The organism is Haloarcula sp. NS06 (assembly GCF_051122755.1).
In the GTDB taxonomy this organism is placed as follows: domain Archaea; phylum Halobacteriota; class Halobacteria; order Halobacteriales; family Haloarculaceae; genus Haloarcula.
Window position 1 is genome coordinate 64,638 of record NZ_CP184843.1, and the last position, 16,288, is coordinate 80,925.

Annotated in this window: 9 protein-coding genes and 6 pseudogenes; 6 read left to right on the forward strand and 9 right to left on the reverse strand. The window is 56.3% G+C overall.

Annotated elements, in window-relative coordinates:
• Window positions 1-646 precede the first annotated feature (646 nt).
• Both ACODNH_RS02690 and ACODNH_RS02695 read left to right on the forward strand, forming a co-directional pair.
• A complete protein-coding gene (locus ACODNH_RS02690) occupies window positions 647-1,600 on the forward strand; it encodes a Fic family protein (protein ID WP_434530299.1) in 954 nt (317 codons plus the stop codon).
• A gap of 19 nt (window positions 1,601-1,619) precedes the next feature.
• Entirely contained in the window at window positions 1,620-1,820 is a 201-nt protein-coding gene (locus ACODNH_RS02695; protein WP_434530300.1) for a hypothetical protein, read from the forward strand.
• Between the two features lie 257 nt (window positions 1,821-2,077).
• Here the strand turns inward: ACODNH_RS02695 and ACODNH_RS02700 are convergent.
• Together ACODNH_RS02700 and ACODNH_RS02705 are read right to left on the reverse strand one after the other, a co-directional pair.
• Window positions 2,078-3,747, reverse strand: a pseudogene (locus ACODNH_RS02700) (transposase).
• Between the two features lie 19 nt (window positions 3,748-3,766).
• Window positions 3,767-4,593 (reverse strand): annotated as a pseudogene (locus tag ACODNH_RS02705) (IS5 family transposase).
• 1,867 nt (window positions 4,594-6,460) lie between these two features.
• Here ACODNH_RS02705 and ACODNH_RS02710 point away from each other — a divergent pair.
• Both ACODNH_RS02710 and ACODNH_RS02715 read left to right on the forward strand, forming a co-directional pair.
• The gene (locus ACODNH_RS02710) at window positions 6,461-6,829 is read left to right on the forward strand and encodes a hypothetical protein (protein ID WP_434530301.1); all 369 of its coding nucleotides are present in this window, start codon (window positions 6,461-6,463) and stop codon (window positions 6,827-6,829) included.
• A gap of 284 nt (window positions 6,830-7,113) precedes the next feature.
• On the forward strand, window positions 7,114-7,473 hold the full coding sequence (locus ACODNH_RS02715; protein ID WP_434530302.1) for a hypothetical protein: 360 nt from the start codon (window positions 7,114-7,116) through the stop codon (window positions 7,471-7,473).
• A 215-nt stretch (window positions 7,474-7,688) separates the two neighbouring features.
• Here the strand turns inward: ACODNH_RS02715 and ACODNH_RS02720 are convergent, their stop codons facing one another.
• From ACODNH_RS02720 to ACODNH_RS02730, 3 genes are all read right to left on the reverse strand, one after another.
• Window positions 7,689-8,159, reverse strand: coding sequence for a hypothetical protein (locus ACODNH_RS02720; protein WP_434530303.1), 471 nt, complete (start codon window positions 8,157-8,159; stop codon window positions 7,689-7,691).
• 396 nt (window positions 8,160-8,555) lie between these two features.
• Window positions 8,556-9,107 (reverse strand): hypothetical protein, encoded by a 552-nt coding sequence (locus tag ACODNH_RS02725; protein ID WP_434530304.1) that lies wholly within the window; start codon window positions 9,105-9,107, stop codon window positions 8,556-8,558.
• A 472-nt stretch (window positions 9,108-9,579) separates the two neighbouring features.
• Window positions 9,580-10,044, reverse strand: coding sequence for a hypothetical protein (locus ACODNH_RS02730; RefSeq protein ID WP_434530305.1), 465 nt, complete (start codon window positions 10,042-10,044; stop codon window positions 9,580-9,582).
• Between the two features lie 149 nt (window positions 10,045-10,193).
• Between ACODNH_RS02730 and ACODNH_RS02735 the strand changes: the two are divergent.
• Window positions 10,194-11,096, forward strand: a pseudogene (locus ACODNH_RS02735) (site-specific integrase); the annotation flags it as partial.
• Between the two features lie 32 nt (window positions 11,097-11,128).
• On the opposite strand, the gene ACODNH_RS02740 reads toward ACODNH_RS02735, so the two are convergent.
• The 3 genes and pseudogenes from ACODNH_RS02740 to ACODNH_RS02750 all read right to left on the reverse strand — a co-directional run bounded on the left by ACODNH_RS02740 (window position 11,129) and on the right by ACODNH_RS02750 (window position 13,948).
• Entirely contained in the window at window positions 11,129-11,782 is a 654-nt protein-coding gene (locus ACODNH_RS02740) for a hypothetical protein (protein WP_434530306.1), read from the reverse strand.
• A gap of 28 nt (window positions 11,783-11,810) precedes the next feature.
• Window positions 11,811-13,728 (reverse strand): annotated as a pseudogene (locus ACODNH_RS02745) (heavy metal translocating P-type ATPase).
• A gap of 4 nt (window positions 13,729-13,732) precedes the next feature.
• A pseudogene (locus tag ACODNH_RS02750) lies at window positions 13,733-13,948 on the reverse strand (heavy-metal-associated domain-containing protein).
• A 201-nt stretch (window positions 13,949-14,149) separates the two neighbouring features.
• Between ACODNH_RS02750 and ACODNH_RS02755 the strand changes: the two are divergent.
• Window positions 14,150-14,674 (forward strand): ArsR/SmtB family transcription factor, encoded by a 525-nt coding sequence (locus ACODNH_RS02755; RefSeq protein ID WP_004048660.1) that lies wholly within the window; start codon window positions 14,150-14,152, stop codon window positions 14,672-14,674.
• 28 nt (window positions 14,675-14,702) lie between these two features.
• Here ACODNH_RS02755 and ACODNH_RS02760 read toward each other — a convergent pair.
• Window positions 14,703-16,169, reverse strand: a pseudogene (locus tag ACODNH_RS02760) (amidohydrolase family protein).
• Between the last annotated feature and the right edge of the window lie 119 nt (window positions 16,170-16,288).

Below are 16,288 nucleotides of genomic sequence, written 5' to 3' on the forward strand. Positions count from 1 at the left end.
GATGTAGCTCTACGACATATGATGACGGTTCGGTTTCCGATAGCAATCCCTACACTGTGATGTACCGAATCCATACAGCGGGATCAACTCGTGTAGAACGGACGGGTAGGCGAGCCAGTCCAATACAGGACAACGCGACATCGCCACAAGGTTTCCAGTCAGTTCCCCTCTCCATTTATAATTTCGATAAGAATGAGATCCGAATCAATACCACGGCCACGGTATTGAATTCATCTACTGCAGTTGCACAAGGTGAATATAGAGTATCGGTACAGCCTGAGCATGGCGTAGTTCTCGATACGGTCTTTACAACGCCTGGAACGTATCGAATTCACACACAGACTTCGGCGTTGACTGGAAATGAGACGTGGACTCTCGCTACCGATCGTCAGAGACTGGTGATTTTGGTTGGACCGGATGGGGTGCGAATCGAAGAAACAAGACTCCCTTGAGTCCAACATATCTGTATTCAATTTGTACACTTACTGAACAGTTGTTTCACTCGCAAGACAGGGGGAGAAAGCTGTGTATCAAATCCGTCTCCTGGAACCCCGAGTAGTTGTAACGGTACAATCAGCCCCACTACTATTTTGATTTAGGTCCGAAAATACCAATAGTGGCTGGCATATTTGTAGAAATACCACTGATGGAGCGAGATGACTTCGACGAGACGGCCCCTGGCGAAATTATCCCCACGACGACACCAAAGGGGACGTATTCGGCGTTCCGGCCTGACCCGCTTCCCCCCTCAACCGACACTGAACAGCTCATTACACCGCTGGCCGAGGCGACACAGGCACTCGGTCGACTCCACGGTATCGGCCCGCGCGTCGGCTCGAGAGAGATCCTGATCGAACCGTTCATTCGAAAAGAAGCCTTGGAATCCTCGCAAATCGAAGGAACACATGCTACCCTCTCGGATATCTACGCCTATGAGGCCGGGCAGGAAGCTCTCATTGACGAAGACAGACAGCAGGGCACTCAGGAAGTCGTGAACTATCTGCACGCACTGACGCACGGATTGGATACGATCACAGCTGGCGATCCAATTACCGTCGAACTGCTGTGCGAAATGCACAACCGGTTGCTTTCGGGCGTCCGTGGAGATGAGGCCAACCCAGGAGAACTCCGTACAACCCAGAACTTCATCGGCAGTACGCCATACATCCAGGACGCTAGGTACGTTCCGCCACCACCGAACGAGATCCCTGACCTTCTCGAAGACTTGCTCGAGTATGCGAGCCAAGAGACGAATTTACATCCACTCCTCCGAATCGGGCTGATTCACTACCAGTTCGAGACGATTCATCCGTTTCTCGATGGGAACGGACGACTCGGTCGGCTATTGATCAGTCTCCTCCTACAACGTGACGGTCTTTTGCCCGAGCCGTATCTCTACCTGAGTTCCTATTTCAACGCACGACGGTCAGATTATGTTGATCATCTCTTGGCTGTCAGTCAACGCGGCGACTGGGAAGAGTGGCTCCTGTTTTTCCTGCGTGGCGTGCAGTCGCAAGCAGATGAGGCCCACCAGCGGGCCAACCTGCTAGTCTCACCTCCGAGAAGACTATCAACAGCGCTACCAGAGCGAGCGGTCTGAGAATATCCTCGAACTGGTGATGCGGCTCTTCGAAGATCCGTACTTGGACGTGAACACAGCAGCCGACTGGTTGGATGTCGAATACAGCACAGCCAACCGACTGATCGGACAGCTCGAAGATGATGGAATACTCGAAGAACTCACTGGGAAAGAGCGCAATCGGTTCTACCGTGCAAGCGAAGTCTTCGAGATCATTAACAAGCCAATCGACCAACTCTGAACGATTGACCAGAGAGGGCTTGAGGCATATGCATTGAGCTGACCGGTCTCAACTACTGCGCTCAATTGGAAGTTGAGACTACAGCGGGTTTAACGGGACTGTAATGCGCGGTTTCGGTCGAATCGACGATCGGAATCTGTTTCAGATCCCTCTCCAAACGAGGATTCTTGTTGAACTGGAAACTAATCCGAGGCATTTCCAAGACTTTGGATAGTGTAGCCACTCAGACGCGGCGCTAACACGGAGAGAGCCCCTCACTATCCGATTCCCGTTTCCTTCTTCAACAGCGTCAGCGTGTTATCAGCCGTCACAATTGGCGAGTGCTCGTACTCACCGGTCAACTCAACCTGCACGAGCAAATCCACTGCTCGCCAGATCGAGTACAACAGACACGCGAATGCGAAGTAGAAGAACCGGAGGCCAAAGTCCTTCGAGGTCGTGGCGGCCATGAATCGCTTGATCGATTTATAGCCGCTTTCAATCTCCCAGCGATACCCATACTCGGTAAGATAGGCGCTGCTGGTGTTTGTCATGAATACCGAGTATTGCCGGTGGTCGTCGTGCTCAGAGTCTTCTTTCCGACGGTAGACCAGCGTCGTCTCGTGCCACTCGTTCTTCCCAAGATGGAGCTTGCGGTCGGTCTCGTACCGGTTTTGATCACGTCGGAGCAACCGTTTTGCCTGGGCTTTCTCGCTCGTCTGCATTCGCTTTGGGACGACATACGACAGTCCACGCTGGCTAAGCATCTCCAGAATGTGTTGGCTGTCGAACTCCCGGTCCATCAATACGTTATCAACGTGAACGAGGTCCTCGGCAGAGTTGAGCAAGTCTTCGACGATTTCTAGTCGTGTCTCTCCCTTTCGGACCGGGCGCGCATCCAGCACGATTGGAACGGCGTTGCCGACCAACTGGACCGTCGCCCACTGGTAAGCGTATTCATCGGTTTTCTCCTTCGTGCCGATGATTTCGTCTTCGTGTCCGGTTCTGTCGCCTTTGAACGGGTCTGCTTCAGTAATATCGATAGCGGCGATCCCAGCTCGGAAGAACTCCTCTGTCTCTGCAACTTCATCGAGTAATCGATTTACGGCTCGCCGGTACATCTCTCGGACCTGTTCAATCGAGAGATTACGAATCTGATCGCGGTGGGCGTGTCCTAACGGCGTCCGATCCCGGGTCGTCTCATAGACGAAGCTGCGGGCTCCTTCGTTGGCAGCCAGCCCATCACGAAGCCCAAGATGCGTTTGTAAGTCCCAGTAGGCGTTCTCATGGATCTCACAGCCGTCGTCCCGATTCAGTGAGAAGGCTGGGAAGACGACACGGCTGACATGGTCCGTAATCGATGCTGCTTCGTCGAGGATTGCTTGGTCACCAGTGTCTGATTCTTCCTCGTCACGCTGAAAGGGAAGCTGCCGTTCTGGTTCACGCGGAACAGTCACACCCGCGTCCTGAGCTTTGATCAGAATCGTCCGGGCGGCTACCTCAATTGTCTCACGAAGATCCGCAGTGAACCGTTCGTGCCATGTACGCCATAGCGTCGACTGGTCCGGGACTGTCTCCAAGCCTAACTGCTCACAGAGTTCTGGGTGGTGGGTGAGGTACGTCCGGAGTGCCGTTTCGTGGGTCCAGCCGTGAAGTTCTTTGAGCAGAAACAATCGGAACAGTTGGGCCATCCCGTACTGGGTTGCTCCAGAATACCGGTCGTGTGGGCGAAACTGGAAATACGCTACTGGGTAATGGGACGCAAACTCGTCGACGGAGCGGTGAGCTTGGTGGTCGAACCATGTGGAGGCAACCGTACGGATGTCTTCTTCCAGGCCGGCGAGAGACTCCTGTCATAGAGTGGCGTCGAATCATATGCTGGCCATTCCGCGTATGACTGCTGTGCGATTCGTCGAAAGACAGTGCGTTGTGAATGGCCGTGGTGAATCGCCAGACGTAGCGTGATTTCACGGTTTCAGCGATTGGTTGATGTTGTGAACAGCACACATCAGAACAAGCTCACGAAATTCACCGTACCAAGTTCGCGCACGCACGGCGTCGCCGAGCGTGCGCTTGATCGTGGAGAAGACGGTCTCACACATCGCTCTCTGGCGGTATCCGAGGCCCATCGATCCGCGCGTTATGCGCGTGATCGATGGGCCGGTACTCACGATGTTTGATTAGTGGTCTCACGCCCTCTTCGCGAAGTTTCTCGCGTAAATCCATCCAATCGTAGCCTTTGTCGGCAGCGAGGCTGGCAAGGTCGCCCGCGTTGCGGAGGGCGACCTGCCAGCCGAGCTGCGTGTCGTGGCGTTTCTCAGTCGTACAGTGAACGTCCAGAATGGCTTGGCTTTCTGTGTCGACGAGAGCTGTCGCTTTGAGTGTCTGAACCCGGTAATCTCGTCCGCTGACAGTAGTGTTTGCTGAGCGTTTTCTCGGTCGAAGAACGTTGCGTCGACAGCGGCGTGATCGGATGGCTCGCGCCCCTGCGCCGAGAGGCGCAGCAGCACTCGCCAGAGTGCTGTCTTGATTCTGTCAAACCACTTGACTAGTCGTTGAGCGGTCGGGGAGATCGGCCGCGTCGAGGCCGATCTCCCCGAGTATTTGTGGCATCTCGCTCAGCAAATCAAGTGCTTCTCGGTAGGATTTTTCCAGGTAAACCCGCAGACAGTGCAGCGACACCACCGCATACTCGGCGAAGCCGCCACCCCCTTCGGGCGGCTTCGCCTCGCTCACCAACAGCATTTTTAGCTAACTGAACGACTTTGCTCGTGAAGCGGGAAATTTTCGACATGAACCATCGGCGGTTTCCCGCTTCATACCCCTAGTTCTCAACGGTCGAAGCCGACGCTATCCGGTGATTCACCAGAGCCTTGTGAATCACAACTCGCAACCACTACGAGATGCTGGCCACGGCAGGCTCAAGAATCCGTTTACTGCTCAGTACAGAATAAGTAGTTAACAACCGGATATCGAACTTACTGAATGTTGGCAGTAACCCGAGCTGACCATAGAGAATGTACACAAGACTTTCATTTTAGCTGGAGCGATCAGACGATGTGACTTCTTCATCCCGATTGGTTCCCGTACTGCTTGCGGTGCTATTCCTCACTGCTGGTTGCCTATCGCCAGCTTCGGCCCCGGAAGACCCGTCATCGCCGACCGACACAGTTCCTACGACTACTGAACCACCAACAAGCCCAACAGCAACCACGACAGAGTGTGGATGGGCCTGTTTGGATGACCAACCCGACCCCAATCACTCAGTACAGTTGGAAAATAACTGGAACCAGAGTGTAGATGTCCACGTGCGAGTCATCCGTGATGCCACGAACACGACAGTCCACAACGAGACCTACACTCTCGAACCGGGTTCGGAGCGCACTGCATACAATGTTGCGGAGGCCGAGCCGAATGGAGTCGAGATCTTCGCTGTTACCATCACAGCCCTAAACACTACCGAGAACACTCAAATCCAAACCAGCGAATGCTTCGGCAATACATTCGCACAAATCCGAAATGATGGAGAACTCTTCGTATCCTACTCCGCCTGCTAACTGCCGTTGCGGTACAGTTCATAGACGGTACTGACCCAAATTAGGCGGCTCGGTTATCGGTCTGCTACACGCTGAATTCTGGCCCTGTATTAAGTTGATACCGGGAACATCAACGGAATTTGGTAGAACATTCGGCGGTACGTTCGCACACCTACTGAACGGCTGTTTCACTTAAAATCCGCTAATAATAACCCGCATAAATGTAGTGAAGAGCTACGGTCAGTATAGTGAGCAGTATTAGCAGCCCATAGCTGTGGAAACGGTCTGGGAATCAATGTTTCCGTTGTCATCAATACGGACTTCTGCAAACCGGGAATTACAGTCGAAATGATCAGTCGTTACTGGGTACGTTCCAGTTGTCTGTGTTGAATCGTCGGTCACTTTGAGAAGGTAGCCCGGAGACCGAATTTCAAGCCGAAGTGTCCCGTTCGGCGGAAGTGTTTCTCTCGGCTTACGAGTGATGAGTGACTCTCGTTATGAATCAATTCAACAGAGACGGTTCGGTTCCTCGGGCTATCATTCCAGATCTGAATTGGCAACGTTTCACCGGCTCCATCAACTTGGATAACGGTCGTGGGTTCAGCTTTTGTTCCTTGGTATGGGGCCGGAACAGATGGATCAATCGCTGGCGTGTCAGATATCGTTACGTCAGGCGGACCACTGAGGTGCGAGAGAGTGGGAAACAAGAACACCGAAGCGACTATGCCGGCACTGATAACGAGAAAGACCGCAAGAAGCGGGCGTATATTCATACTTCAAGCGACTTCTCTCTGTACGTATCTGTTTTCTGGTAGTTACATTCGGAGACACACTGAGCCCGTATTTTTGAAACCAGTACGAAATTGATTATGGCCAACACGCACTCTGAAATGCATGATATCCGTCGCTAAACAGTGCCACCACCGGCCCCACAAAGAATATACCAAAGTGCACGCGACATGAAATCGATAAGACGACTGATGGGTTAAGACACTAAAGATCTCTCCTGACGGATTTCAGATATTCTATAAAATGGGTACACCAGCAGGGTTTCAATTCAGTGGCCGCGCTCTCATTATGTTTGCAGTCGTATCGTTAATCATATCGGGTCTACTCATTGGTGGTGTGGATAGGTCGAGCGATGTCCGCGTTGTAGCGGCCAATGAATCGCAGGTATCTCCCGATGATGAGGTACTCAGGTACAATAACCTCTCAGAAGGGGGCCAGGACGTGTTCGACCAAGGACTCCGTACTAATGGATATACCAGAGTGCATCAATTACCACCAGATTTCAACTATCCAGATGACGAGATGGACTATACCTATGTCGAGAAAAACGGGACGATATACAGTGTAGGCACTGGGTTCAGTAATTACATGGCAGTTCTTCTCGCGGATGCAGTCGGCATCGTGGTCGGACTCGCGGGGATCATCCTATTGCTGGGCGGGGTGTACCGCCGCAGGAACGGGGAAACAGACGCTACAGAGGGCTGAGTATCGGTAGAGTGTCCCTTTGAGAGTTTAGCTGCAATTTGCCCGTCGATCTCATTCAAAACTGCCACTCGGACTCCAGCTCTGGAGTCGTGTCGAATCATATGCTGGCCACGCAGTGTCTTATTGCAATGCGGTTCGAGAAAAGCAGCGCGTCGAGATTCGCAGTTCATAACCACTGCGAAATGTCGGCTACAATACGCTCAAGAATCCATCTAACTGGTCAGTACAGACAAGACATTTACTGATGACGGGTCACTCGTCAGTTGATGAAGCGACGATCACTGTTGTCGCTCTCGGTCTTACTGATTCCATTTGCTGGCTGTTCCGCAGAGACTGACCCGGATGTTGCAGAAGACATCTTCGTCGTGCTCGATAATGAGAGTCCGGAACAAGCCACAGTGGCGGTATCAGTCGTAAGAGGCGATTCAACCGTGTTTGAAGGCGAAACAGCGGTCAATCCCAGTAACAGGAAAAATGTGTATCCAGGCATCACAGAGACTGGCGACTATACGCTCACAATTTCCCTCGGTGATGGACGTGAACAGGAGTATCCATTCAATATCGAAGAATACGATCTCCGGATGGGATCGAACATCATCGTCTCGATAAACGAGACTGAGATTGAATTCAGTATCGAAGAGTGACTAGCGTCACGTCTTTTGTCTGTTTGACATGCAAATCAATCCGCACACCCACTGAACGGCTGTTTCACTCCAAATCCGCTAAAGAGAATTCCCCCCTCGCTGTGGTGAGTAACTTCGGTCAGTACAGTGATTGTAACTCAAAGGCCACAAATGTCATAGGTTGGCCGTGGCCGAGACCTATTTCCGGGTTGAAACTAAAGCGTCAAAAGGATACACTACCGATTGTCAGCCGTTGGGTCGGCTTCCTCATTCACCAGGCGATACACTCCGAGCGCTAATAGGACTATCCCAGCGAGCCCAGCCCCGTAGCCGAGTGCATCCACGAGGCCACAGATCTTGCATCTTGAGGCGGTGATTATACTGTATACCGTCCCGTTTTTTTCCACAAGGGCAGTGGCCGATGTGTCTCCAGTTGGATACTCGAAATCTGGCGGTGACTGATACACCCGGATAAATTCATCAGCACGAAGTCCTTGGTCGAACAACTCTTGGCTCCCCTCTGAAAGGTTACTGTACCTGAGCACTTCGTCATCGGGAGAGACATCCGATTCATCCACCTCCGTGACGAGAACTTGGGTTCCCGTATCGGGGGCAACGAAAAGGAGTAGGCCAGATATGACGAGTGCTGCTACTCCAATTATAATGAGAGCCCGGCCGCTGAATCGAAATCCTGCTGGTGTACCCATTTTGTAGCCTGTCTGGAATGAATAAAGTGTGTTTTCTAATTCCTAATACGTCAGCTGAGGTTGCAAGCGCATCTTCCGTGCAAGAATTTATATCCGTTATGGCACCGTTGGCCTCCTGCTCGGGATATGATCCACGCAACTTCTCCAAGTACGTTCCTTTTGTAGTCAAAACGAGCATATATTCCTAATCTGAACGTAGGAGAATGGATCAGAACCGTAGAAAATAGAGATATTCGGTATATCCGCTGCCTGAGTCCAATTTTGTTCGATACGCGCCTTGAACTCACTTAGAAAACAGGAACGAGCATCAGTACACGACGCGAGATTGTTACCACCGTTCGCTTCGTATCCTCGGTACCTGGGCTAGACCATCGGAACAATCGGTGTCCAATCTCGTCAACGTACCTTGTCAAACGGCGGCTTGCGAATCGTGAGTCCACCTGCAGGGTCGACGATAATCGATGTCTCGCCCCAACCATAGTTTTCGTCCTTCGTGACTGTCCATCGCGTTGCTGTACTGGATCCGTTCGCAAGCTCAGCAGTAATGCGATACTCACCCCGTCGGTATGTAACACTATCCTGCAAGATACCCGAAGTAGGGGCGAGAGTGTATTCAGTGGAAAATGCCTCAGCAGGAGTGAGTCCGCCGAGAAAATCCACGGTCACCGATAGTTCATGAGTTTGTGTATCCATATTATACACTCGATAGCCTGCCGATGAGCCCTCACCGGGTTGTTCGACATTCTCATCCGGTTCCTCGGCTGAAAACACATCTTTGTACTTCCGGTGTCGATTGTCGAGGCGTTCAACTCGAACGGTCAGCCCGTCGCCGACGAAGTAGACCGCCGGGCGTTGTCCGTGGTCGGCGTGGGCCCCATCGGCGTAATTAGCGTACCCACCACACGCTGCAAGGGCGTAGTGACCGCCATGAGCGGCAGTATCGTACACACCCGTACATCCGACTGAGACGGTCTCTGCATTGGATTCGTGGAGCGAGTTGTACACTCTTGCATATTCGAACTCTCGAACGTACGAAGAGATGGTTTCAGGGCTCAGGCTGTCGGGGCGGTCAGGATACGACTTCGGTCCATCTGGAGTTTCGCCAAAGGTTCCGGAGTCGGTATATGAAGCGGGAGTCCTGGTATTGTTGTCCGTGGTTGGGGCGGTACAGCCCGCGAGATACGTGCTGCACGTGACGAGTCCTGTCTGGAGTACCGTTCGCCGGGAGGGCACAGTAGTTCGGTAAAATTCGTTTCCGGTGATAAGTTTTCTGTCGGCGACTACACGCCACCTGTCCAGTACGCACACTCACTGAACGGCTGTTTCACTCCAAATCCGCTAATGAGAATCCGCCTCGCTGTGGTGAGTAACTTCGGTCAGTACAGGTGATGTATATCTCTCCACTGTAGCAAGTCTAATTTCAATCTACAGTAATTGTGTAGTAGAAATCATTTGAATGAGGGTTTCCGAATTCTTCGGAAATACTGAAGCCCCATTCATAGTCGCCTGATGGTGCATCGGAAGAGGCAGAAACTGGGAGAGTAATATCGACGCTGGTACACTCTTCCCACTTCCATACGGGTGGTGAGGAATCTAATGCACGATCAGGTGCAGGAGAAACCATCTCTTCGTCAAAACTCAAGTCGATAGCGGGTGAATCATGCACTAAATGTCCGAACAATTGGAACCTGGAGAGGCTATCAATATGAATATCGATCTCATCCGAATCCCCGGGTGAAAGGGTCAAAATATCCGCTCTGACATTCGGAGACCAGCTATTTCCATTGGAACAGGCTGGCTCTTCGGACCCACTTCCACCTAAGCAGCCTGCTGTTATCCCTGTTGAGACAGTTGATAAGATTCCAAGATAGTGACGGCGCTTCATAGGCTCTTATTCATGCTCCCAATATGAACCCATGCCGAAAAGACAAAACCTCACTTGGGTAATACGCATCCAGATTGATCAGTTAATGCAGACAAGATTCCCATGAATCTCATTTCGTATGCATTGAGACTGCCAGTCTCAACTATTGGTGGTGTGGCTGGTGCGTCAACGAGGGCTATCTCGAGGCGCATTACGCGCAGCGGGCGAGTGCGATGGCGCCACTGCCGGAGGACGACGGCCGCAAGCCCGGCGACCAGCAGCTGGACGTCCGAACAGCGCCACGTCGACGAACGGGCCCGCGACGCCGTCGAGGTGTACACGACACTCCCGGAGGAAACTGACCCCCTCGACAAGCAGCGAGGACGCTACGCGGCGCTGAAGGCGGCTCGTGACCGAGCTCTGGTGTTCGTTCTCGCGTACACCGCCGTTCGGGTCGGGGAACTCCTACGGGATCCGAACGACCCGCGTCGGCGCGGCGTCCGCTGGGAGGACCTCTCGCTCGACGACGGGAGTATGGACGTCTACCGGAAGAAACAGCAGTGGGACGCCGCCAGTCTCCCCGACCCGGTAATCTCTCCGCTGCGAAGCTATCGCCAGCTGATGGACCCGCCGACGGAGCGCTGGCCGGTGTTTCCGACATTCGACCAACGGACGCTCGCAGAGCTCGTCCAGGAAGAACTAGCCGAACGAGGGGAACGCCCAGAATCGATTACCGAGCGTCGTGAAAAGTACGCTCGCGACCTTCTCTTGACACTTGAGGGGGATATCCGGCCGCCGTCGATCACGACGGATGGCGCACGATCGAATCTTCAACGGCTCTCAGAGGCCGCAGAGATTGACATCGACCATCCGAAACACGATTATCTTGCCCCGCACGGTGGTCGCCGAGGGATGGGTGAGGTGCTTGTCCGCGCGTTTGGGTACACTGTCGCTGCTCGGTACTTAGACAACTCTGAGGAGATGGTTCGTGAGCGCTATTCGCATATTGAGGCAGGCGAGCTAGGGACGTTGCAACTGAGGCGCTCGAGAAGATCGATAGTGTACCGCAGTAACTTATTTCGAGTGTGGGGGGAGACCGTCGCGTTCACACTGCTTCGACGGTAAACAGCGAGTCGTCGCTGAGGACGACCTGTACCCGGCGGTGCCAGGCGTCAGCAAAGGCCTCCCGTTGCTGGTCGCTTGCCGATCCGTCGAGAATCCCCTGGAGGTTCCCGATCGCGGGTCCACCGCCAGGAACATCGCTGACGTGGTAGGCCACTTCGACGGTCTCGTCCGTGTCGGTTCGCCGGAACCGGAACGTCGGGTCCGCCGTGTCCGGGTCGAACGCGTCGAAGCGCAGGAGGTCGCGGCGGCCGCCATAGCCGCCGGCGAGCCCGCTGAATCCGTCATCGCCGGTCGCGCCAGTCACGTACGAGATGATGCGGCTCATCACGCCGTACGCGGCATCGTCCTGCGGGCCGGCCGTCTGGACCTCGATTTCGCTCCGGACTGGATAGTCGTCGGGATACAGGGCGTCGAGCCCGAGCTGGACGATCCGATAGGCACCCGAGGCTGTCGGACAGGAGTGTCCGGCTTCTTTCACCGCGTCCCGGTAGGTGACGACGAACGGCTCGCCCGGTTCGAGGACGCCGAGGGCCTCCGCGACGGGGTCGCGGATTTCGATCGGGTCGGCGTCGTAGTCGACCTGCCAATTGGTTCTCGTCTGGGTCGTGTCAGTCGCAGTCGAATTCGATGTCATGAGTTGTGGTTGTGATCGTGTCTCGTGGTCAGTAGCGGAGCAGTCGCATCCCGTTGAGGATGACGAGGAGGACGCTGGCCTCGTGGACCAGCATTCCCGACGCGAGGGTGACGTAGCTGGTGAGCACGCCCGCGAGGAGGACGGTCACGGTCAGCACCGCGAGCCCGACGTTCTCGAGGACGTTCCAGCGCGTCGCCTTGCTGAGTTTGACCGCGTACGGGATGCGTTCGAGGTCGTCGGCCATCAACGCCATGTCAGCCGTTTCGATAGCGGTGTCCGTTCCCGCAGCACCCATCGCGATGCCGACATCGGCAGTGGCCAGCGATGGCGCGTCGTTGATGCCGTCGCCGACCATCGCGACGACGTGGCCGTCGGCCTGGTAGCCCTCGATGACGGACTGCTTGTCCTCGGGGAGGAGTTCGGCACGGTACTCGTCGATACCGACCTCCTCGGCAACGGCAGCGGCCGTCCGATCGTTGTCGCCGGTGAGCATCACCGTCTCGATGCCAGCGTCTTGGAGCGCCGCGACGACCCCAGGAGCGGCCTCCCGGAGCTCGTCCCGCATCGCAATCGCGCCGATGATGTCCCCGTCCCGAACGACGTGGACGACTGTCTCGCCGCGCCCCTCACGCTCGCGGACGTAGTCGGCGACCCGATCGGGGACATCGACGTCGCGGTCGTCCAGCAGCGCGCGGTTGCCGACGACGACTTCCTGGCCATCGGCATGGGCGATGACGCCCTTGCCGGCGACCACGTCGAAGTCGTCGGGATCGGGGACCGACCTGCGCCCCACGTCCGTATCGTCCGCTTGGGCGACCGTCGCTCCACCGTCCGTCGCAGCCGTCTGGCGTTCGCGGGCCATGTCGACGATGGCGTCCGCGAGGTGGTGTTCGCTCTTCTTCTCGGCGGTCGCTGCGAGCGAGAGGACGTCGGCGGCGGCGACGCCGAACCCCTCGATACCGGAGACGGTGGTCTCGCCCTTCGTGAGCGTCCCCGTCTTGTCGAAGGCGACGAGATCGATCTTGCCGGCGCGTTCGAGGTGTTCGCCGCCCTTCATCAGCACGCCCGACCGGGCGGCGTTACCGATGGCCGAGACGATGCTGACCGGTGGCCCGATGACCAGCGCGCCCGGACAGCCGATGACCAGCAGCGTCAGCGACAGGATCGCGTTCTGCGTGACCGCGTACGCGCCGATAGCCAGGGCAATGACGGCCGGCGTGTAGTACTTCGCGAACCGGTCGATGAGACTCTCCGTGGCGACTCGAGCCTCCTGGGCCTCCTCGACGCGACGGATGATCCGTTCGAGAGTCGTATCCGATCCCGCTCCCGTCGTCCGGATTTCGAGCGCCCTCCTGGTTGACCGTCCCGGCGTACACCTCGTCGCTGTCGGCCTTGTGGACGGGCGCGCTCTCGCCGGTGACCGGCGCCTGGTTGACTGCGCTCTCGCCGTCGACGACGGTTCCGTCGACCGGGATCTTCCCGCCCGGCTTTACGACGACGACTTCGCCCTCTTCGACATCGCGGGCGGAGACCTTTTGGAGTGTCCCGTCGCGACGGACGGTCGCCGTGTCGGGCGTCATCTCCAGTAGCTCCTGAAGTGCCGTCCGGGTCTTCCGCATCGTCCGGCCTTCGAGGTAGCTGCCAAGGCTGAACAGGAAGACGACGGCGGCGGCTTCCCAGTACTCCCCGATGACGATAGCACCGATGGCGGCCAGCGTCACCAGCGTCTTGATGCCGAGCGTCCGGTTGGTGACCTCGTGGTAAGCGGTCTTGGCGATGTCGTAGCCACCCACGACCGTCGCGAGGACGAGGATGGCGGCGCTTGCCATCTCGAAACTCGTGAGGTAGCCGAGACTCCAGCCACCGCCGTACAGCAGGCCGCTTGTCGCCGTGACGATGGCCTTCCGGTGGTTCCGGTAGTACTGCGTGATCGATTGTTTGTTCATAGTGTTAGGCGGGCTGGGGAGTGTACCCCTGGTTTTCGATGGTCTCTGCGAAGGCGTCGGGGTCAGCGACGCTGTCGTCGTACTCGATCTCGACGCGGCCGGTCGCGTAGTGGACTTCGACGTGCTGGACGCCGTCGACGTTCGACAGGCGCGTTCGACGGTACTCGCGCAGGTCGGGCAGTTCGAAGTTGAGGACGCGGAATTGGGTTGTGTCGCTCATTACAGTTTGAGATAGTGCCCGTACCTCAATAAGTATTTTTTATATGATATGTTTGAATTCGGATACGAGTCGTTGGAACAGTCAAACGGGTCGTCTAGGGCTTTCGCTATCGCGGGTCCATCCTGTACTGGATACCTCGACAGACACCTACCCGACTCCTGCCCCGCTACCTTTTCCCGCGTGCTCGCGCTCAGTCCTCGTATGAGTGATTCCGATACCGACCACCGTCTCGACGACATCGCGGTGCGAGACACTCGGATTTCGGACGCCATCGACGAGCCGATGCGGGCGATGGTCCTCGACATTCTGTCCGAGGAAGCCCTAACTGCGACCGAGGTCCACGAACGCCTCGACGATCGCGGCATCGACCGGACGGAGAACACGGTCCGCCATCACATCAACGAGCTCCGGGATGCGGGCCTCGTCGACGTCGTTCGCTTCGAGGAGGGGCGTGGTGGGACGACGAAGTACTACCACGCGAACACGATCGTCCTCTCGTACTCACTACCAGATTCGGCCGACGCCGCCGTCGAGGAGATGATCGACGCTGCCCAGCCCCAGATCACGGACGCGCTCACTACGCTCACCGACGAGTACGACGACGCTATTGAGGAGATCGTCGAGGATATGCAGCCCTGCGAGCACTGCCAGACCCAGAAGTACGAGACGTACGTTCTTCTGACCGTCCTGCGACGTGCGTTCGTTCGCGCCCACAGAAATTCCTGAGGGGAACCACCCCTACGCTGGCAGGGTCTTAGAAGGAGAACCGATCACGCGCGGATTGCATCGCGAGGCGAGTCAGGAGTCGCGCAGGGCCACGCTTTGGGAGGTCCCGTACAGTCTCGATGCTGGTCGGCGGTTCACTACCACCAATGTCTAACTCCCAGTCTGTCTCGTCCATGAAGCGTTCGACAGCCTGATTTACTCGCTGTCGCACGTCGTCCGAGTCCATTGTCTCGGGCACACCATTCCGGAGGACGACGTCGCCGTCAACGATCACTGTCTCGACGTCGGCCGGGACCGCGTTGTTCACGACGTGTGCGGGAACGTTGGTCAGTGGCGTGAACTTCGGTTTGTCGACGTCGAGGAGGATAATATCCGCGCGCTTTCCCGCTTCGATACTGCCGATCTCGTCGCCCATCCCCAGCGCGCGTGCGCCCTCGATAGTGAGCATTCGTATCAGTTCCATCGAGTCGAACTGCCCGGCTGAACGCTTGAGATTTGCCGCCAGCCGAGCTTGCCGCGCTTCACCGAACATGCTGTACGAGTCGTGCCAGTAGTGGTCGTCAATCCCTACTCCGACGTCGACGCCGGCGGCTCGAAGCTCGGGAACGGGCGTCCACTGCGTCTCCCCGTCCGGATTCCAGTACAGAAGACGGACGGGCAGTGCGCAACAGCCGCGTCCGCCTCGGCGGTTCCCTGGATGTCCTCTTCGTCGCCGAGGCGGAAGTGAGCAGCGACCAGTCGGTCGTCCAGGAGTCCAACGTCGTCGAGCAATCCTACCGAGTCCTCGCCACCGTTCGCTCGTGCCATCGTGTTACTCTCCTCGAGTTCGAGCAAGTGCGTGTGGACGAGCAGGTCCGGATACTCTGCGGCGAGGGATGCGGTCCGTTCCCACAGCTGCCGGGTACACGACCAGTCGTCGTGCGGGCAGATCGTCGCCCTGATTCGGCCGTCGTACGTGTCGTGGTACGTTTCGACGAACTCGCGAGCACGGGCGAACTGCTGATCGACTGGTTGGTCCCAGAAGAGGTCCGAGATCGCCGGGCCGAAAAATCCGCGGAGCCCTGCTTCCCCGAACGTCTCCGCACCTGCGGCAGGCCGTGCGTCCATGGAGTTCACGGTCGTGACACCGCCCAGGAGGAAATTGAGCGCTGCGAGCTCGACGCCTGCCTCGACGAGGTACTCGAATTCGCCGTTCCCTAGTCCTGTTAAACAAGGCCGTCCCACTCCCGAGCATCTCCGTCAGCTCGAGTTCGCTAAACGCACCGATGAGCGGTGTCATCTCCAGGTGCGTGTGGGCGTTCACCAACCCCGGCATCACCAGTTTCCCGTTCCCGTCGATAACGGTGGATGCTTCTAATTCTCCGTCTCCTGCACGTGATGGTCGGACTTCTTCGATACAGCCATCGGTGATGCATACTGTGCCGCGCTCGTACAGGCGGTTCCGCTCGTCGGCTGTGAGAACGAGTGCATCATGGATTGCCAGATCGACAGCCATCGTAAATTAGGAAGTGGATGTGACAGTTACCGTACTGGACAACCGAGCAGGCCGGCGAAGGCTGTTCTTCCAGGTGGTGTTCCCCTCATTTGGGATATCATCGGTCTCTACTGGTCCCA